This is a genomic window from Sphingomonas sanguinis, from assembly GCF_019297835.1.
Classification (GTDB): Bacteria; Pseudomonadota; Alphaproteobacteria; order Sphingomonadales; family Sphingomonadaceae; genus Sphingomonas; species Sphingomonas sanguinis_D.
This window is the reverse complement of record NZ_CP079203.1, coordinates 2,114,708-2,134,636: the sequence shown is the minus strand read 5'-3', so window position 1 is coordinate 2,134,636 and position 19,929 is coordinate 2,114,708. Positions and strand designations below refer to the sequence as shown.

Sequence of the window (19,929 nt, the reverse complement as noted above, 5' to 3'; positions counted from 1 at the left end):
CGTCACATCGGGCTGGCACGACGCACCGCGCGACTTCGTTTCAGCCCCGTGCCAGATGGCTCTGCCCCAGGCGCAGCGACATGCGCCACAGCGTCTGAACCGATGGCCCCGTCCGGTCGGACTGGCCGGGCAGCATCGCGACCAGTCCCTGCGCCAAGGCCAGCCCCAGGTCGCCCAGCTCTAGCGAAAAGCAGGTCAGGTCGGGCGACAGCGCGCGGCAGGCGGGATTGTCGCGCAGGCCGATCACCGCGACGTCGCGCCCCGGCTCCAGGCCCAGGCGGCGGAGCGCGCGATAGGCGCCGACCGGCGCGGTCTCGCCCATCAGTAGCAGCGCGGTCGGGCGGTCGGGCAGCGCCATCAGCTCGCTGGCCGTCGCCTCGCCGTCGCTTTCGTCGGTCTCTCCGTGATGGACGAGGGCGGGGTCGAAGGGGATGTCCGCGCGCGTCAGCGCGTCGCGATAGCGCTCGACCACGATATGGCTGTTGTTGATCGTCGCGGGCGGCGCGACCAGTCCGATACGGCGATGCCCCGCCTCGGTCAGCAGCGTCATCGCATCGGCCATGACACCCTCGAAATCCAGGTCGATCCAGGCATAGTCGCGTGCGATCGCGGTGCGGCCCAGCGCGACGAAGGGGATGTTGCGGTCGAGCAGGAAGGGGATGCGCGGATCGTCATGCTGCGTGCCCGACAGCACCCAGCCATCGACCGTGCCGCGTGAGACATGGCGCCGCAGGAAGGTCAGCGCGTCCTCGCCTTTCCGCGCCAGCAGGACGACGAGGTCGAGGTCATGCTCGCTCAGACCGTTCTGCAGCCCCTCGAGCAGCGCCATGAAGAAGGGGTCGCCATGGATCGCGCTGTCATGTTCCAGCGTCAGCATGAAGCCGACCGTCCCCGTCCGCCCGCTGCGCAGCGTCCGTCCCGACTGGTTGGGGATATAGCCATGCTTGGCCGCCGCCTCGACCACCCGCTTGCGGGTCGCCGGGCTGACGTCCTTACGATCGTTGAGCGCGCGCGACACCGTGCCGATCGACAGCCCCAGGTGATGCGCAAGTTCGCGTATGTCCATGCGCCCGTGATCGCGGCGCAAGCGGTTTCGCACAAGTCCCCCCCTGCGCGGGGGAACCGCAAACAAGATCATTGACAGACGCGGCCAATCGGTCGAAAACCCGTAAACGTTTACGGCCATCGAAGAATGGCGATGAGAGGACCTTGTCGTTTTGGACACGCTTGTTCTGGAAACCCGCGCGATCGCGTGGCGCTATAACGGGGTCTGGTTGCGGATCGAGGCGCATGGGCCGGATGGGTTGCGGCTGCGCGCATCGCCCTTTCCCGACGCCGGGGCACGGGCCGGGGCGTTGCTGGACGATGGTGTGGGCGCCGATCCGATCGTTACTCGCGACGGGGCGACCGCGCGGATCACGCAAGGCCGGATCACCGCCGAAGTCGACCTGCAGGGGCGCGTCCGTTTCCTGAATGCGGACGGAGAGCTGCTGCTGGAGGAAAAGTGGCGGCAGCGCGACACGATCAGCAAATTCTGGACGGTCGGCACCGAGGAGGTGCGCACGATCAGCGCGCTGGGGCTGGCGGGGCGCGAGTTCAAGCCGCTGACCGGCGACACCGCGCGCATCACCGTCCGCTTCGAGGCGAAGACCGGCGAGCGACTATACGGCATGGGCCAGTATCAGCAGCCCAATCTCGACCTCGCCGGATGCACGCTGGAACTGGCGCAGCGCAATTCGCAGGCCAGCGTGCCCTTCGTCGTATCGAGCCATGGCTATGGCCTGTTGTGGAACATGCCCGCCATCGGCGCGGTGCATTTCGCCGCCAATGGCGCGACCTGGACCGCCGAGGCCGCGCGCGAGATCGATTACTGGATCACCGCGGGCGACACCCCCGCCGACATCGTGCGCAACTATGCGCAGGTGACGGGTACGGTGCCGATGATGCCTGACTATGCGCTGGGGCTGTGGCAGAGTAAGCTGCGCTACCGCACCCAGGACGAACTGCTCGCGGTGGCGCGCGACTATCATGCGCGCGGTATCCCGCTGGCGGTGATCGTCGCCGATTTCTTCCACTGGCCGGTACAGGGCGACTGGCGGTTCGACGAACGCGAATGGCCCGATCCCGCCGCGATGACCGCCGAGCTGAAGGCGATGGGCACCGAGTTGCTCGTCTCGATCTGGCCGACGGTCGACCATCGTTCGGAAAATTATCCGGAGATGGTCGAGAAGGGCTATCTGGTGCGATCCGCGCGGGGGCTGGACGTGCAGCAGGAATTTCTCGGCAATACCCGCTTCATCGACGTCACCCATCCCGGCGCGCGCGGCTTTCTGTGGGACCGGGCGAAGCGCAATTATCGCGACAAGGGCGTTGCGCTGTTCTGGCTGGACGAGGCGGAGCCCGAATACAGCGCCTATGATTTCGACAATTATCGTTATCACAGCGGCAGCGTGCTGGAGGTCGGCAACGCCTATCCGCTGCATTACGCCCAGGCCTTTTACGATGGCCTGGCGGCGGACGGCGAAAGCGAGATCGTCAGCCTGATCCGCTGCGCCTGGGCGGGCAGCCAGCGTTACGGCGCGCTGGTCTGGTCGGGCGATATCCATTCCTCGTTCGAGGCGATGCGCAACCAGCTGAGCGCGGGGCTGAACATGGGGATGGCGGGCATCCCGTGGTGGACGACCGATATCGGCGGCTTTCATGGCGGCCATGTCGAGGACCCGGCCTTTCACGAACTGATGATCCGCTGGTTCCAATGGGCGGTGTTCACGCCCGTCCTGCGGATGCACGGCCACCGCGACCCCGTGACCCCTCCGGCCGAGCCGTTCCGCGACGGCGTGGCGCAATGCGACACGGGCGCGGGCAATGAATTGTGGAGCTTTGGCGAGACGGTCTTTGCGGTGCTGCGCCGCTATGCCGCCTTGCGCGAACGGCTGCGGCCCTATGTCGCGGAGCTGATGCAGGCGGCGCATGAGCGGGGCGATCCGTTGATGCGGCCCATGTTCTACGACTATCCCGCCGACCCGCGCGCTTGGGCGGTGGACGACCAGTATATGTTCGGACCCGACCTGCTGGTCGCGCCCGTGACCGAGGCGGGCGTCAGCGAGCGGAGCGTCTATCTGCCCGAGGGCATCTGGCGCGATGCCTGGACGGGTGAGAGGGTCGAGGGTGGCGGTGACGTGGCCTGCCATGCGCCGGTCGAGCGAATTCCGGTCTTCATCCGTGACGGGGCCGGGGTGGCGCGGGCTTTCGACGCAAACGACTGAACGACACCGTCAACAAGGCGGGTCCGGGGATAAGGGAGAAGGACATGGCGACAGCGGCACAGGCCGGGGACAGGGAAGGGAGGCCGCGCGGCGACGCGCAGGTCGCCCGCATCCCGTTCGTCGAAAAGATCTGCTATGGCTTCGGTGACGCGGGCGGGACGATCGTCACGGGGCTGATCGCCAATTTCCTGACCTTCTATTATACCGATGTCTTCGGACTGGCGCCGGGCATTGTCGGCGTGCTGTTCCTGTCGCTGCGCATCTTCGATGCCGTCTCCGATCCGCTGATCGGGATCATGGCCGACCGCACTTCGACCCGCTGGGGACGGTTCCGCCCCTATCTGCTGTGGACCGCGATTCCGGTGGGCTTGAGTTGCTTCCTGACCTTTCAGGCACCCGATTTCAGCTATGACGGCAAGGTCGCCTATGCCGCGATCACCTATTTCCTGCTCGCGCTGTCCTATTCGCTCAACAACGTGCCGTACTGCGCGCTCATCACCCGGATGACCGACAGCGAGCGCGAAGGCGTGTCGTGCCAGTCGGTGCGCTTCGCGATGGTGGCGATCGCGTCCTTCTGCGTCTCGGTCGGACTGCCGATCCTGGTGCGCCATCTGGGGGGCGCGGACATCGCGCGCGGTTACCGCGACGGGGTCGCGATCCTGAGTGCCGCCGCAGTCGTCATGTTCCTGATCTGCTTCCTGTTCGTGCGCGAGCGGGTGGTCGCCGCCGACACCGCCGACGTGCCGTTGAAGACCGCCATCGCCAACACGTTGAAGAACGACCAGCTGCGCTGGACCTTCCTGATGACGCTGCTGCTGATCGCGATCTTCAATACCAAGGGCGGCGCGGCGCTCTACTTCATCACCTATGTCTTGAAGGGCGATGCGACCTATCAGGCGCTGTTCTTCGGCACGGCGACCGCCGGGGGCTTTCTGGGTTCGATCGTGGTGCAGGCCTTTACCCGGCGCTACGACGTGCGCAGCATCTATATATGGGTGAATCTGATCCTGGTCGCCGGACACTTCGCCGCCTTTTTCGTGCCTGGCGACTATCCGACGCTGTGGCTGGTGCTGGTCGGGCTGTGCTGTGTCGTCTTGGGTTGCACCCTGCCGCTGCACTTCACCCTGATCCAGCTGGCCGACCAATATGGCGAGTGGAAGCTGGGGATGCGCTCCTCGGGCATGAGCTTTGCGTTCAACCAGTTCTTCGTGAAGCTGGCCTGGGCGGTGGCGGGTGCGCTGATCAGCGGGGTGCTGGTCGCTGTGTCGTACAAGGCGGGGGCGGGCAACCAGACGCCGCTGTCGCTGACCGGCATCCGCCTGTTGTCGACGATCATCCCCGGCCTGATGCACCTGGCGCTGGCCTTTGCGATTTCCCGCCTGATCCTGAACCGCGACACGATCGCGCGCATGACCGCCGCGCGCGCCGTATGACCCTTATCCCGGAACCCCTGATGGCCCAGACCCTTCGCTCCGCCCCGATCCTTCTCGCCGCGCTGCTCGGCTCGGTAGCCATGCCCGCGCTGGCGCAGGAGCGGATGACGGTCGACCTCGCCAGCGACACCGGCGCCTTTCACGGCGGCGCGTCGGGTACGCTTTATGGCCTGTACGATGCGCGGCTGCCGCATCCCAATCTGGTCGAGGGCATCGGGCTGCGGACCGTTTCGACCAAGGCGCAGGACGGGCCGCAGCATCCCGGTGCCGATGCGCTGGAGGTGTCGACGCTGCTGACCGACGCGTCGGGCGGCGACACGTACATCTACATGACCGACATCAACCGCGAATTTCCCTATGACTGGAAGACCGGGGACTGTGCGCAGTCGGTGACCAACTATATCGAAAAGCTGCGCGCGCAGGTGCGACAGGTGAAGGACATGGCGCCGCGCTACCGCGACCGGATCGTCTTCGTCCCCTTCAACGAGCCCGACGGCAACATGTTCGCCGAAGGGCCCAAGAGCTGCAACAATGTGCGGTGGCAGAAGGACCCGACCGCGTTCAACGACGCCTGGGACCGGGCGGTGCGGATGATCCGCCGGGAACTGCCCGGTGCGCGGATCGCGGGGCCGAACACCAGCATCCTCTATCCGGAGGTCGAGGGGTTCCTGCGCCACGCCATCGCGGCCGACACCATGCCCGACATCGTGACATGGCACGAACTCAGCAACCCGGCGGCGGTGCGGACCAGCGTGCGCAAGTACCGCGAATGGGAGGACAGGCTGTTCGCCGGGACCAAGTGGCAGGGCCGCCACCTGCCGGTGAACATCAACGAATATGCCTATAACTACCACACCTCGGTCCCCGGCCAGATGGTGCAGTGGGTGGCGGCGATCGAGGATTCCAAGGTCGATGCCGACATCGCCTATTGGAATATCGACGGGAATTTGAGCGACTCCGCCGTCCAGGCCAATCGCGGCAACGGGCAATGGTGGCTGCTCAACGCCTATGCGACGATGAGCGGCCACACCCTGGCCGTCACCCCGCCGCATCCCGACCAGAGCTATACCTTGCAAGGCGTGGCAACGCTCGATCCCGCGCGCGGCCAGATGCGCCTGCTGTTCGGCGGCAAGTCGGGCGATGCGACCATCGCGCTGACCCATGTGCCCGCCAGCTTCGGCCATACGGTACGCATCCGCGTGCGCGAGATCGACTGGACCGGGCAGCTGGGTGACTCGCCGCCACCGGTGGCGGTCGGCGACCGCGTAGTGCCGGTAAAGGACGGGCAGATCGACCTGACCTTCGGCCGCGATGGTTGGCCCGCCCTGCGCGAGGAAGCGGCCTATGAGCTGGTCCTGTCCCCCGGACAGGACGTACGCCCCGCCGCCGTCGCCCCCCGCTGGCGGCAGGATTACGAGGCGGAAAAGGCAACCCGCCAAGGGCAGGGCCTGATCGTGCGCGGACCGGAAGGCTCACCCGATCACGTCGACCGCTTCCATGTCTCGAACGGCTATCTGGTCGAGGGGTTCAAGACCGGCACCGACGCCGCACTCGACTTTGCGGTCGATGTGCCGCGCGACGGCCGCTACGACCTGAGCGTCCTCGCCAACAGCTTCAACAAGGATCCGCTGGTCGAGCCGCAGGGGGCGACCAATGTCTTCCTGCGCATCGACGGCAAGCCGCAGGGCGAGCTGTTCCTTCCGTTGGGCTACAAGCCTGCCGTGCTCGATCATGTCGACACGGTCGTCCATCTGACGCGCGGCCGCCATGTCCTGACGCTCGCCACCCGCAGCCTCGACGGCACGCGCCGGACGCAGGGCAATGCGATGGTCGATCGTATCACCCTGACCGCTGCCGATCCCACCGTGACCGCCGCGCGCTATGACGTGGCCGACGCGGTGGTGAAGGGCGGCCGTGCGACCTTCTGGGTCTATGCCGCAAAGGATGGACTGGTGCGGCTGAACCCCGAGGTCAGCGGCGGCGCGGTGCGTATGGCGGTCAACGGCCGTGAGACGAAGGGCCGCGCCTTCCTGCTCGGCGGAATCAACAAGGTGGTGCTGACCAGCACGAGATCGTCGGCCATTCGCGGCCTGTCGGTGACGCCCGAGAACGGCCCCGCGCCGCATGTCTATGAGGCGGAGGATGCCCAGGTCGCCGGGACCGCGCGGATCGGCACGGCTTCGCGCGCGAGCGGCGGCTGGGCGGTGTTCGCCATCGGCGGCGCGCCGGGGAATGGCAACACGCTGACCTTCCCTAGGGTGACGGTGCCGCGCGCGGGCAGCTACGCGCTGACCCTGCGCTTCTCAAACGAGGAACAGGCCAAGGCGACGCATTACAATCCCGACCCGCTCGCCCGGATCGCGCGCATCTCGGTGAACGGCGGCAAGGCAATGCTGGTCAGCGCACCGCACAGCTTCAACGCCAACAACTGGTGGGAAATGACGGTGCCCGTGGTCCTGAAGGCAGGCGCCAACACCATCCGCATCGCCGGTGAGGAACAGCCCAATTGGGATGGCCGCAGCTATGCGTCGCAGACCTGGCCGGGCGTCCAGCTCCGCTCGGCCTATGCTCCCAATATCGACCGGATCGCCATCACGCCGCTGCCCTGAACGCAGACTCGCAAGAGCGGGCCGCCTCGGGCCTTTTGCAACCATCGACCGTAAACGTTTCTGAAAAAAACAAGGAGGGGTTCTCATGAAACAGCATAAGATCGGCACGCTGCTCGCCTCGGTTTCGACGATGATGGCGTTCGCCACGGCCGCGCCCGCTCAGGCGCAGGACGCGCCGCCGCCTGCCGATGTGCCTGCCCCCGCCGATCCGAACGGGGCGAGCAGCGCCGACATCGTGGTCACCGGCATCCGCCAGAGTCTGAGCAGCGCGCAGAACATCAAGCGCAACTCGGATGCGATCGTCGACGCGCTGGTCGCCGAGGATATCGGCAAGTTCCCCGACAACAACGCGGCCGAGGCGATTGCCCGCGTCACCGGCGTACAGGTGACGCGCTATGCCGACGAGGCGAACGGCGTGCTGATCCGCGGTCTGCCCAACGTCCAGACGACGGTGCAGGGGCGCGAGATCTTCACCGCCGATGGCCGCTCGGTGTCGATCCAGGACTTTCCCGCCCAGGCACTGTCGCGGGTCGAGGTCTACAAGGCGACGACCGCGGAGAATTTGGAGGGCGGTATCGCGGGCCTGATCGATGTCGGCCTGCGCCGTCCCTTTGACTTCAAGGGCTTCCAGCTCGCGGGTGCGGCGCGCGGCGTCTATAATTCGGAATCGCGGAAAGTGGACCCGATCGGCAGCCTGCTCGTCAGCGACCGCTGGCAGACCGGGATTGGTGAGATCGGCGCGCTTATCAACGCGTCCTTCACCCAGACGCGTTACCTGAACTCGGTCCGCTATCAGGGCTTTCAGGACAATGTTCCGGCGAACCAGCAGATCCTGCCCGCCTCGGTCGGCCGCAGCTTCACCTTCCCGCAGGATATCGGCCTGTTCTACGGTCGCGGCACCCGCCAGCGTCCCTCGGTCAACGGCTCGATCCAGTGGAAGCCCGCCGACAATCTGATGATCTATCTGGATGGCCTGTATCAGGGTTATCGCAACCGCAACGCCAACGACTTTTTCGGCATCCCGATCCAGTCCAACCCCAATGGCGGCAATCCGCCGACGATCCGCAATGCGGTGCTGACGCAGGACGGCACGACGCTCCAGTCGTTCGACGTGGACCTGGGGCTGGTCAACGGGCCGTCCAAGGAGTTCGGCACCAGCCGTACCGACACCTATCAGGGCGCGCTGGGCGCGAAGTGGGAAACGGGCAATGCGGTCTTCACCACCGATCTGGCCTATACCAAGTCGACCTCGAACAATAACTGGGGCCAGTTCCAAACCCAGGTGGCGACGCCGCTGTCGCTGGCGGTGAAGCTGAACGATCAGGGCAGCGTCAATTTCACGCCGAGCGGAGTCGACTTCGCCAATCCCAACAGCTTCTATATGCGCGGCCTGATCGAGAATCGCAGCCGGTCGATGGGCGACCAGTGGCAGTGGCAAGGCAATGTGGTGCTCGACACCGACTCGTCGCTATTCCCCAAATTCCAGTTCGGTCTGCGCTACGGCGATCGCAGCGCCAGTTCGGTCTATGGCGACCGTTATGCCTCGCTGGTCAGCCTGAAGGACACGATCGACAAGGTGCCGACCGTCTCGCAGGGCGGGATCATCCGGCCGGGCTTCTGGGGCGACGATGTGCAGCAGTTCCGCAGCTGGTACGCGCCCAACGCCTTCCTGTTCAACGACCGGCTGAACGATGTGCGCGACTATATCCGTCAGGCGCTGGTCCGGGCCGGGGCCGATGCCGGAACACAGTCGGCGTGGGCGCCCGAACTGCCCAATCTCAACCCGCTCAATGCCTTCAAGGCGCGCGAGCAGGTCTATACCGCCTATGCGCAGGTCAATTACGCGTTCAACATCGGTATTCCCGTCGACGGCGCGATCGGCGCGCGCGTGATCCTGACGCGCAACCGGCTGAACGGCACCAACCAGCTGCCGACCGCTACGGGCGGCACCGTGTTGGTCCCGATCGACTCCTCGACCCAATATACCGACATCCTGCCCAATATCAGCGCGCAGCTGCACTTCACCGACCAGCTGAAGCTGCGCCTGTCGCGCACCCAGGCGCTGTCGCGGCCCGGTTTCAACCAGATCAACCCGACGCTGACCGTCTCGCAGGGGACCGTCGGTGGCAACATCTCCTACACCGGCAATGGCGGCAACCCGAACCTGCAACCGATCCGGTCGGACAATTACGACGCGTCGCTGGAATATTATTTCTCGCGCACCGGATCGGTGTCGGTCGCCGGTTTCTATCGCAAGATCAACGGCTTCATCAATTCGCTGCCGCAGATCGTGAACGTCGCGCCGTTCGGCGACATTCTGGTCTATCGCCCGTCCAATGCCGGGTCGGGCACGATCAAGGGCATCGAGGTAGCGGGCACCACCTTCTTCGATTTCCTGCCCGGCGCGCTGCGCGGGTTCGGCGCACAGGCCAACTTCACCTATATCGACGGCGAGCAGGTGCTGCCCTCGGCCGCCAACTTCACCGGCGGGCGCAACACCCTGCCCGGCGTGTCCAAATACAGCTTCAACGTGATCGGCCTGTACGAGCTGGGGCCGACGAGCGTTCGGCTGGCCTATAATTACCGCAGCTCGAACGTCGACGGGTTCGGCGCGCCGGGTGTCTTCACCACCGTCTATTCTGGCGGTGTCGGGCGGCTCGACCTGTCCGCCAGCTATAATGTAAACGACAATGTCACGCTGACGGTGGACGCGACCAATTTGTTGCAGACGCCCTATCACAGCTATGTGAAGGACCCACGCTATCCGCGTGACATCCGTTGGGAGGCGAGCCTGTTCTCGGCGGGTGTGCGCTTCCGGTTCTAAAGGATCACGCAGGAAATCCTCCCCTGCAAGGGGAGGGGGACCATGCGAAGCATGGTGGAGGGGTGTCCCCGGCCGCGAGAGAAATCCACCCTCGCCAGCCGGGACACCCCTCCGTCAGGCCTTCGGCCTGCCACCTCCCCTGCGAGGGGAGGAATAGGATTAGAAAAGGGGGAGCGGCATGAAACAAGGATGGCGGTCGGTTCTGGGCATGGTGGTCGGCTTGGCCACGGCGCTGGCACCCATGAGCGTGGGCGCGGACAATCCAATCGTCCAGACGCGCTTCACCGCCGACCCCGCGCCTTTGGTGCATGACGGCATCGTCTATCTCTATACCGGTCATGACGAGGACGACGCGACCGGCTTCAGGATGCTTGACTGGCGGCTCTACAGTTCGACCGACATGGTCAACTGGACCGACCGGGGCTCGCCCGCCTCGCTCAAGACCTTTGCCTGGGCGCAGCAGGACAATGGCGCCTGGGCGCCGCAGGTGATCGCGCGCGACGGCAAATTCTATCTCTACGCACCTGTCCGTGTGGCGGGGAACCCCGATACCGCCATCGGGGTCGCGGTGGCAGACCGGCCGGAGGGACCGTTCCGCGACACGCTGGGCAAGCCGCTGATCGCCGCGCGGTTCGGCGCGATCGATCCCACGGTCGCGGTCGACGATGACGGCCAAGCCTATCTCTACTGGGGCAATCCCGACCTCTGGTACGTCAAGCTCAACCGCGACATGACCAGCTATTCCGGCGAGGTCGTGAAGGTCGCCAAGCCGATCGACTATCAGGAAGGCCCCTGGTTCTACAAGCGCGGGCCCCATTACTATATGGCCTATGCCTCCAGCTGCTGCCCCGAGGGGATCGGCTATGCGATGAGCGACCGGGCGACCGGCCCCTGGGTGCATAAGGGCCCGATCATGGATCCCAATGCCGCCTCGACCGGCAACCATCCCGGCATCATCGACTATAAGGGCCACTCCTATCTGTTCGGCTTTCACTACGAGCTGAACTTCGCGACGACGCCGATCCATCACGAGCGCCGCTCGGTGACTTTGCGGGAGTTCCGCTACAACCCGGACGGCACCATTCCGCGCCTGCCCTGGTGGAATGACGCGGGCGTGGCGCAGATCGCACCCCTCGATCCCTATCGCTGGGTGGAGGCGGAGACGATCGCCTGGACCTCGCGCATCGGGCGCGACCGCGACCGGCCCTATCGCTGGGCCCCGGGCGTCACGACCACGAGCGGCGCGGACGGGCGCGTCCATGTCACCCGCATCGCCGATCGCAGTTATATCAAGATCGGCGGCGTCGACTTCGGACGCGGGGCGGCTGGCTTCGCCGCCAGTGTGGCGCGGGTGCGCGGCCGCCCGACGATCACGCTCCATCTCGACCGGGTCGATGGCCCGCAGATCGGCACGCTGGCCCTGACCGGCGGCGAAGGCGCGGATTGGGTGACGCAGACGACGGCGGTGACCGGGGCGAACGGCGTCCACGACTTGTTCCTCGTCTTCCAAGGCGACGGCGACAGCCTGTTCGACTTCGACCGCTGGCAGTTTCGCCGGCGCTAGGTTTTGATCCACTGACGTGGAAGCGGCACCAGCCCACTCCCCCACCCGACCGCCCATTCAGGATACGCTGTGGGCGGTCGGGTGGGGGAGTGGGCCGGTGCCGCGACGATCCAGCTCTGCTGGATCGGACTCCAGGAGCGCCGTGTCCGGACGGAAAGGCCCTGTTAAGGGCCTGGCCGTATCGATCGCGGGGAGCCTCGGCGCCCTTGGGTGGTTGACGCCGCGCGATGGGAGCCGCCGATGCATGACCAGACGGGCCGCGACGACGCCCTAACCGAGGCATTGGTGTCCGGAACGCCGGGTTATCGCCGCCTGACCTGGGCGATGCTGTTCGCCGGTTTCTCGACCTTCTCGACGCTCTATGCGGTCCAGCCGCTGCTGCCGTTGCTGGCGGCGCATTACCGGATCAGCGCGGAGGCGTCGTCGCTGGCGGTGTCGCTGGCCACCGGGCCGATGGCATTCGGCATATTGGTGGCGGGGGCGGTGTCGGATCGGGTGGGGCGGCGATCGCTGATGGTCGCGGCGATGATGATCGCCGCCGCGCTGACCCTGGCGGCGGCGGTGGTGCCGGGCTGGCACGCGCTGTTGGCCCTGCGTTTCCTGGCGGGGCTGGCGCTGGCGGGGGTTCCGGCGGTGGCGATGGCCTATGTCGCCGAGGAGGTGGATGCGCGGTCGATCGGTGCCGCCATGGGGCTGTATATCGCGGGCAGCGGATTGGGCGGCATGGGCGGGCGGCTGGTCGCCAGCATGGTGGCCGCGTTCGCCGACTGGCGCTGGGCGCTGGCGGCGGTCGGCGTGAGCGGCCTCGTCATGGCGGAGGCGTTCCGGCGTCTCGCGCCCCCGTCACGCCGCTTCGTGGCTAGCGAGGCGGACTGGCTCGCCCTGCCGCGCGGGGCGGCGGTGCTGTTCCGCGATCCCGGCCTGCGGCTGCTCTATGCCGAAGGGTTCCTGCTGATGGGAATCTTCGTCACCATCTTCAACTATGCCGGGTTCCATCTGCTCGGTCCTCCTTACGGCCTGAGCCAAGCGATGGTGGGCGCGGTGTTCCTGCTCTACATATTGGGGTCGATCAGCTCGAGCCTGTTCGGTAAGCTGGCGGGCCGGGTCGGGCGTCGCCGGATATTCTGGATGCCCGTGGCGCTGACGATGACGGGCGTCGCCCTCACCGCCGCCCGGCCGCTCTGGCCGGTGGTGTTGGGGATCGCGGTGGTCACGATCGGCTTTTTCGGGGCGCATTCGATCGCCAGCGCCTGGGTCGGGCGACGCGGAGGCGCCGCGCGTGGGCAGGCGGCGGCCTGGTATCTGTTCTTCTATTATATGGGGTCGAGCGTGCTCGGCTCGGCGGGCGGCATCGCCTGGACGCGCGCCGGATGGCCGGGCGTCGTGGCGTTCTGCTTAGTGCTGGGCGGGTTGGCGCTGGTGGGCGGCATCCTGCTGTTCCGCGTCCGCCCGCTCGCCGAAACGGAGCAGGCGCGCCCCATGGGACCGGTCACGCCGGGCTGAGCGGTACGTGCCGCTTGTCGGGAGCAGGGCGGCAGGCTAGCGTCCGGGCGATCGGAGGGGGCGAAGATGCTGGCACGGTGGCGTGGACTCGTGGCGCTGGGGCTTGCCCTGATCCTGGGGCAGGGGGCTTGGGCGCAGAGTGCCAATCCCGTGCTCAAGGCCCATGCGGGCGGCATCCGCGACGCCGCGCACGAGCGCAACCTGACGCTGAAGCGGCTGGACATCGCGGTCGAGCAACGCGGCAGCGTCGTCGAAACCACCGTCACCGCTGCTTTCGCCAACCCTGAGTCCGAGCAGCTGGAGGGCGATTTCCGCCTCACCCTGCCCGAGGGTGCCGTCGTCACCGGCTATGCGCTGGATGTCGGCGGGCAGATGGTCGACGGCGTGCTGGTCGACCGCCCGCGTGCCAAGGCGGTCTATGAAGCGCGCGTGCGCCAGCGGATCGATCCCGGTCTGGCCGAGGTCAGCGCGGACAATGTCTTTTCGACCCGTGTCTTTCCGATCTGGCCGGGCAGCGGGCGGACGATCCGGGTGCGCTTCGTCGCGCCCGTCGGGGCGGAGGGCTGGCGCCTGCCGCTGGGGTTCGAGGGTTCGGTGGGCGACTGGTCGATCCGCGTCCATGCCAGCGGCACGACCAAGCCGATGGTAACGCTGGACGACACGCCGCTGGCGATCACGGCGGACGGCGAAGGCTGGGGCGGTTCGGTCGGCGGCAAGGACAAGCCGCTCTCCGGCGGTTTGACGATCGCGCCGGGCCGCGCCGCCGATCTGGTCGCGAGCGCCCATCATAATGGCGAGCGCGATCTGGAACTGGGCGGCGACCTGCCCGCCGCTGCGGGGGGCGAGGCGGCTCCGGCGCATCTGCGGATCTATTGGGATCGGTCGCGTTCGCGGCTGAAGGCCGACACGGCGCGCGAGGTCGCGCTGGTCCGTACGGCGATCGATCGCTGGCATCCCGCCAAGGTCGAACTGGTCGCCTTCAACAGCAGCGGTGGGCAGACCAAGGCGGTCACCACCGCCGGGGAAGCCGCCGCCTGGCTGGGCGCGCTCGACTATCGCGGGGCGACGAGCTTCGCGCCGCTGTCGCAGGGTGGCCCCGCCGATCGCTGCCTGATCTTCACCGATGGGCGGGCGACCATCGACCGCGATACGGCGATCACGCTGCGCTGTCCGCTCGACGTGGTCAGCAGCGCGGGCAGCGACGACCGGGCCTGGCTGGGGCATCTGGCGCGCGCGCATGGCGGGCGGCTGATCCCGCTGGGCGACGATCCGGCGGCGGCGCTGGCGCTGTTGCAGGCCAGTGCGCCCGGCGTGATCGCCGTCACCGACCGCGACGACCGCCCCTTGCCCTTCGTGCCGCTGGCCGCCGCCCAGGGACGCTGGGCGGTGCTGGTCCGCGCGCCGGGCTTCGGGCCGGTGAAGATCCGGCTGGGTGCGGGGCAGGATTTGGTCCGCACCATTGATGGCGGCGGCGAGGCTCCGGCCTTTGACGGTCCGGGGGCGCTCCTGGCGCAGGATGCGCTGGCGACGCTGGGCGCGACCGAGCAGCGCGACGCCTATGTGGCGCTCAGTCGCCGCTATGGCATTGCCAGCCCCAGCCTGTCCTTCCTCGTGCTGGAGAGCGTTAGCGACTATCTGAACGCCAAGATCGATCCGCCCGCGACCCTGCCCGCCGAGTGGCGCGATGATTATGCCCGTCAGCGCAAGGCGATGGAGGCGGACGCCGCTCGCATCGCGCAGCGCCATTTCGATACGCTGCTCAAGGAATGGCAGGACGAGGTGGCGTGGTGGAAGACGAAGTTCGACCCCGCCACGCAGCCCAAGCGGATCGCGACCTCGCGCAGCTTCGACCGGACGACCTCGACCGTCGTCCCGCTGGCGCAACCGACCGCGTCGCCTGCAGCGCCGCCACCGCCACCGCCGCCACCGCCGCCACCGCCGCCGCCGCCGCCGCCACCTCCGCCCGCGCCGGACGAAGTTGTCATGTCTGCGCCGGGCGCGCCTCCCGCTCCCGCGGCTCCTCCCGCGCCGCGCGTCAGTCCGGCGACAGGAAATGTCATCGCGACGGGCAGCCGGTTTCGTGTGACCCCCGGGGCAACAGCGACCCCGGCGGCATCCTCGGTCCAGATCGACGCGTGGCAGCCCGATCGCCCCTATCTGGAACTGTATGACGGCAAGCCCGCCGATTTCGCCGAACGCTTCCGCGAGGCGGAGGCGCGGCACGGGGCCTTGCCGATCTTCTATCTCGACACCGCCGCCTGGCTGGCCAAGCGGGACCGGATGGCCGAGGCCCGCGAGATGGTGTTGTCGGCGCTGGACCTGCCGACCGCCGACGACACGACGCTGGGCATGGTCGCCGACCGCCTGGAGCGGTACGGCGACTGGGACCGTGCGGTCGAGCTGCGCGAGCGGCAGGCGGTGCTCGACCCGGACCGACCGCAGCCGCGCCGCCTGCTCGCGCTGACGCTCGCGCGCCGTGCCGCCGCCCGTCCGGCGCAGGCCAAGGCGGACCTGACCCGCGCGATCACCCTGCTCTATGAGGTCGCGACCAGCCCGCAGGCCGAGACATGGGACGGCATCGACCTGATCGCGCTGAACGAGGCCAATGCGATGCTGCCGCGCCTGCGCAAGCTGGGCGGCACGGTGGCGATGGACCTCCGGCTGGTCATGCTGCTCGATGTCGATATGCGCGTGGTCATCGATTGGACCACCGACGGCTCGGACATGGATCTGTGGGTCGACGAGCCGACGCGCGAGCGGGCGATCTACAACAACAACCGCACCGCGATCGGCGGGCGGCTGTCGCGCGATATGACGCGGGGCTATGGGCCGGAGGAATATATGATCCATGCCGCGCCGCCGGGCACCTACACGGTGCAGGCCAATGTCTTTGCACCCGACCGGATCGACCCCAATGGCGCGACCATCCTGACCGCGCATCTGTTCCGCAATTTCGGACGGCGCGACGAGACGGTCGAGAGCGTCGACATCGAGCTGAAGCGCGATGAAAAGGGCGCGCGGATGATCGGCCGCGTCGTCGTGCCGGGCAAGCCGGTGTCGGGCAAGGTCGCGGCGAAAGGCGGAGCGCCGCTGCCCTGACCGTACCGAATCCGGGCCGGTCCGGTTCGGCTGGTTTTACGGAGCGATAAGGGTGTAGGGGACAGGACATGGCCGAGCAGAGTCCGCCCCTTTCGTCGTTCCGCAAATGGACGCCCGCGCGCTACCGTGCGCTGTTGCGAAAGCAGGGGCCGGGGTCGGTCAAGTTCCGCACCCGGCTGGCGATCCTGATCGGCGCGGTGGCGATCGGGCTGGCCGCGACCGTCTTTGCCGAGGCGGCGGATGCGGCGGGCGAGATGTTCCACCATTTCTCGCACCGCTATCACTGGGCGCCGCTGGTCGTGACCCCGCTGCTGTTCGCCGCGCTGGTGTGGATCACGCGGCGGTTCGCGCCGCTCGCGCGCGGATCGGGCATTCCGCAGGTGATGGCGGCGCAGGCCGATCCCGAGCGCGCGACCGGCGGGCTGGTGTCGATCCGCACCGTCGTCGCCAAGGCCGGGCTGACGCTGGCGGCGGTGCTGGGCGGCGCGTCGGTCGGGCGCGAGGGGCCGACGGTGCAGATCGCCGCCGCGATCATGGGGCTGACCCACCGCATCCTGGGCGTGCCGCTACGCGGGGCGGTGCTGATCGCGGGCGGCGCGGCGGGTGTCGCGGCGGCGTTCAACACGCCGCTGGCCGGGCTGCTCTTCGCCATCGAGGAACTGGCTTCGGCCTATGAGCAGAAGGTCACGCTGCTGGTCATCGCCGCCATCGCGATCGCGGGCATGGTCGCCCAGTCGGCGCAGGGCGATTACGTATATTTCGGGCTGATCGGCGCGCATATGCCGATCGTGACGGCGCTGGTCGCCGCTCCCGTCGCCGGGATCGTCGGCGGGCTGGCGGGCGGCGGCTTCGCCCGGCTGATGCTGATGATGGCGACCGGCACCAACCGCGTGACCCAGTGGAGTAAGGCGCGGCCGGTGATGTTCGCCGGGCTGTGCGGGGTGGTCGTCGCAGGTCTGGGCGTCGGCACCGGGCTGACCTGGGGCACAGGCTATGGCGCGGCGCGGGCGATGATCGTCGGGGTCGATGCGCCGCTCTGGTACGGCCCGGCCAAGTTCCTGGCGACGCTGGCCACCGCCGTCGCCGGGCTGCCCGGCGGTATCTTCGCACCGTCGCTGTCGGTAGGGGCGGGGCTGGGCAATCTGTTGCACTCGATCTTTCCCGGATCGCCCGCCTCGGCGATCGTGATCCTGGGCATGGTCGGCTATTTCGCGGGCGTGGTTCGCGCGCCGCTGACCGCCGTCATCATCCTGTCGGAGACGACCGCCAGCCGCGGCCTGATGCTGCCGATGTTCGCCACCGCCTTCATCGCCGACGGGGTCAGCCAGCTGATCTGCCGCGAAAAGCTGTACCACGGCCTGTCGCACACCTTCACGATGCGGTGAGCGGCGGGGGAGGGGGTGCCTTCCCCGCGAAGATCAGAACCGCCCGCGCAGCGTCACGCGAACGTTGCGCGGCGCGCCGGGCATCGTCCAGACATCGGCATAGCTGCTCGAAATATAATAGGTGTCGAACAGGTTATCGAGGTCGAGCCGCACGTCGAAGCGCGGGTTGACCGCCCAGCTCGCATCCAGCCGCGCGACCGTATAGGCGGGCAGGCGGTAGCCGCTGGCATAGGGATCGCCGTTGCGCGCGCCGACATGGGTCACGCCGCCGCCGATCGTCACCGCGCCCAGCCGCTGATGGAGGTCGAGCGCGGCGAGATGCTTCGGGACATTGGACAACATCGTGCCGATCAGCGCGGGGTTCTTGTCGTTGCGCACCGTGGCGTCGGTATAGGTGTAGGTCGCGGTGCCGGTCAGGCCGCTGGTCAGGTGAAGATCGGCGACCGTCTCGATCCCCCGCGATCGCTGCCGCCCGATCTGCGTCTTGACGAACGGGTCGGTGGCATTGGGGTTCAGCACGTTACGCTTGGTCATGGTGAACAGCGCCGTCTGTCCGGTCAGCGCGCCGCCGAACAGGCTGTACTTGGCGCCGATCTCGGTCGAGTCGCTGCGCTCCGCATCGAAACTGCTGATCCCGTCCGAGGGGTTGAGCCGCAGCGACTGGCCCCAGCTGGTGAAGAGCGAGAATTGCGGGCTCGCCGCCCAGGTCAGCGCGGCGCGCGGAGTGATGCCGCGATCGATCGTATCCAGCACCAGATTGCCGCGCAGATAATTGGTCATCGTCTCGCGGAAATTATTCCAGCGCGCCCCGATCAGCGCGGTGAAGTCGCCGAAGCGGATCAGGTCCTGCGCATAGACGCTCTCGCTGCGGAACGAATGATGGCGATCCTGAAAGGGAGTGGGTACCGGCAACGGCTGGCCATAGACGGGGTTGAAGGCGTCGATGGTCAGGATCGGCGCCCCCGGTCGCCCGCGCGCCTGATCCATGCGGAAGTCCAGGCCGTGCCGCACCCGGTCGACGCCGACGCGAATGTCGTGCGACAGGCCCAGCCAGTCGGCCTTGGCAGTCAGCTCGAAGCGGGCGGTCAGGTCCTGCCAGCGGAAATCGTGGAAGCGCCGCGACCGGCCGATCGTCCGGCCATCGGCCTGCACCCCGCGTGCGCCGAAATCGACCTGGGTGGCATAGCCGGTGAGGAAACCGTCGCGGCTGGACAGTCCGGCCTCCAGCGAGATGCGGTCGCTCAGCGCGGCGAACACGCTGCCCTGCTGCCACAGCATCCGCTGGGTCATGCGGCCATCGGCAGGCTCGCCGAGAAAGGTGTCGCGGTCCATCGCGCGGGCATCGCCCTTGATCGCCGCCACGCCGCGATCGATCGGCGCGCGGTTGCGCATGAACTCGCCCTGATAGAGGAAGCGCAGGTCCTGGCTCGGCGTGAAGGACAAGGACGGCGCGAGCAGCAGGCGGTCGGTATGGACATAGTTGCGGAAGCTGTCGCCCTGTTCCGACACGCCGATCAGCCGCGCGGACAGGGTGTTCGTCACCGGGCCGCTGATGTCGCCGGTCGCGCGCACCCGGTTCCAGCTGCCATAGCTGAGCGATGCCTCGCCCTGGGGCGTCGCGGTCGGCGCCTTGGTGACGATGTTGAGCGACCCGCCCGGCTCGCCCAGCCCCGACAGCGCGGCGGCGGCGCCCTTCAGGAACTCGAACCGCTCGACCGTGGCGACGTCGACCGGTGCGTTGAAGCCGAGGTTGCTGCTGAAGCGGTTGATGAGGATATCGGGACCGCTATTCTCGTTCCCCGCGAAGCCGCGAATGGCATATTTGTCCCACAGCCCGCCAAAGTCGTTCTGCCGCGACACGCCGCCCGCCAGATCGATCGTGTCGTCCAGCCGGGTCGCGCCGGTCCGGTCGATGATCGCGCGATCGATGACGCGCAGGGACTGTGGATAGCGATGGGGTGGCGTGTCGGTGCCGGTGATGCTGGCATTGGCATCGCGCAAGGCCGTGACGACGATATCCTTCTGATCGTCGCTGCCGCCATCGACGGGGGCGGCCAGCGTCTGCGCCACCGCACCCTGGCTCACCGCCACCCCGGCCAGCAGAATCGCGCGCCAGATTACCTTCGACATATACGGCCCCCAATCGATTTCGGCGCGGCCAATATCGATAATGCTAATAACTCTCAATCGGAAATTGGACCTGTTTTGGTTTTGGTGGCGTGATGACGAAGCGTGTCACGCGCATG

Annotated in this window: 10 protein-coding genes; 8 read left to right on the top strand and 2 right to left on the bottom strand. The window is 67.5% G+C overall.

What is annotated here, in order from left to right:
- Positions 1–40: 40 nt before the first annotated feature.
- Positions 41–1,066, bottom strand: a complete 1,026-nt coding sequence (locus tag KV697_RS09905; protein WP_219021121.1) for a substrate-binding domain-containing protein — start codon at positions 1,064–1,066, stop codon at positions 41–43.
- Positions 1,067–1,217: 151 nt separating this feature from the next.
- On the opposite strand from KV697_RS09905, the gene KV697_RS09900 reads away from it, so the two are divergent.
- The 8 genes from KV697_RS09900 to KV697_RS09865 all read left to right on the top strand — a co-directional run bounded on the left by KV697_RS09900 (position 1,218) and on the right by KV697_RS09865 (position 17,683).
- Positions 1,218–3,266 (top strand): glycoside hydrolase family 31 protein, encoded by a 2,049-nt coding sequence (locus KV697_RS09900; RefSeq protein WP_219021120.1) that lies wholly within the window; start codon positions 1,218–1,220, stop codon positions 3,264–3,266.
- A gap of 44 nt (positions 3,267–3,310) precedes the next feature.
- The gene (locus tag KV697_RS09895; RefSeq protein WP_219021119.1) at positions 3,311–4,699 is read left to right on the top strand and encodes an MFS transporter; all 1,389 of its coding nucleotides are present in this window, start codon (positions 3,311–3,313) and stop codon (positions 4,697–4,699) included.
- 20 nt (positions 4,700–4,719) lie between these two features.
- The gene (locus tag KV697_RS09890) at positions 4,720–7,308 is read left to right on the top strand and encodes a cellulosome protein (protein ID WP_219021118.1); all 2,589 of its coding nucleotides are present in this window, start codon (positions 4,720–4,722) and stop codon (positions 7,306–7,308) included.
- An 85-nt stretch (positions 7,309–7,393) separates the two neighbouring features.
- The gene (locus KV697_RS09885; protein WP_219021117.1) at positions 7,394–10,132 is read left to right on the top strand and encodes a TonB-dependent receptor; all 2,739 of its coding nucleotides are present in this window, start codon (positions 7,394–7,396) and stop codon (positions 10,130–10,132) included.
- A gap of 178 nt (positions 10,133–10,310) precedes the next feature.
- Complete coding sequence (locus KV697_RS09880; protein WP_257575813.1) at positions 10,311–11,696, top strand: glycoside hydrolase family 43 protein; 1,386 nt, start codon at positions 10,311–10,313, stop codon at positions 11,694–11,696.
- Between the two features lie 240 nt (positions 11,697–11,936).
- Positions 11,937–13,199, top strand: a complete 1,263-nt coding sequence (locus KV697_RS09875; RefSeq protein WP_219021116.1) for an MFS transporter — start codon at positions 11,937–11,939, stop codon at positions 13,197–13,199.
- 66 nt (positions 13,200–13,265) lie between these two features.
- The gene (locus tag KV697_RS09870) at positions 13,266–16,298 is read left to right on the top strand and encodes a VIT domain-containing protein (protein ID WP_219021115.1); all 3,033 of its coding nucleotides are present in this window, start codon (positions 13,266–13,268) and stop codon (positions 16,296–16,298) included.
- A 68-nt stretch (positions 16,299–16,366) separates the two neighbouring features.
- A complete protein-coding gene (locus tag KV697_RS09865) occupies positions 16,367–17,683 on the top strand; it encodes a chloride channel protein (protein WP_219021114.1) in 1,317 nt (438 codons plus the stop codon).
- Between the two features lie 33 nt (positions 17,684–17,716).
- Here the strand turns inward: KV697_RS09865 and KV697_RS09860 are convergent, their stop codons facing one another.
- Positions 17,717–19,813 (bottom strand): TonB-dependent siderophore receptor, encoded by a 2,097-nt coding sequence (locus KV697_RS09860; protein ID WP_219021113.1) that lies wholly within the window; start codon positions 19,811–19,813, stop codon positions 17,717–17,719.
- Positions 19,814–19,929: the final 116 nt, after the last annotated feature.

Coding starts and splice junctions, on each gene's coding strand:
- KV697_RS09905 (WP_219021121.1), bottom strand. CDS start 1,066: ATGGACATACGCGAACTTGCGCATCACCTGGGGCTGTCGATCGGCACG.
- KV697_RS09895 (WP_219021119.1), top strand. CDS start 3,311: ATGGCGACAGCGGCACAGGCCGGGGACAGGGAAGGGAGGCCGCGCGGC.
- KV697_RS09890 (WP_219021118.1), top strand. CDS start 4,720: ATGGCCCAGACCCTTCGCTCCGCCCCGATCCTTCTCGCCGCGCTGCTC.
- KV697_RS09885 (WP_219021117.1), top strand. CDS start 7,394: ATGAAACAGCATAAGATCGGCACGCTGCTCGCCTCGGTTTCGACGATG.
- KV697_RS09880 (WP_257575813.1), top strand. CDS start 10,311: ATGAAACAAGGATGGCGGTCGGTTCTGGGCATGGTGGTCGGCTTGGCC.
- KV697_RS09875 (WP_219021116.1), top strand. CDS start 11,937: ATGCATGACCAGACGGGCCGCGACGACGCCCTAACCGAGGCATTGGTG.
- KV697_RS09870 (WP_219021115.1), top strand. CDS start 13,266: ATGCTGGCACGGTGGCGTGGACTCGTGGCGCTGGGGCTTGCCCTGATC.
- KV697_RS09865 (WP_219021114.1), top strand. CDS start 16,367: ATGGCCGAGCAGAGTCCGCCCCTTTCGTCGTTCCGCAAATGGACGCCC.
- KV697_RS09860 (WP_219021113.1), bottom strand. CDS start 19,813: ATGTCGAAGGTAATCTGGCGCGCGATTCTGCTGGCCGGGGTGGCGGTG.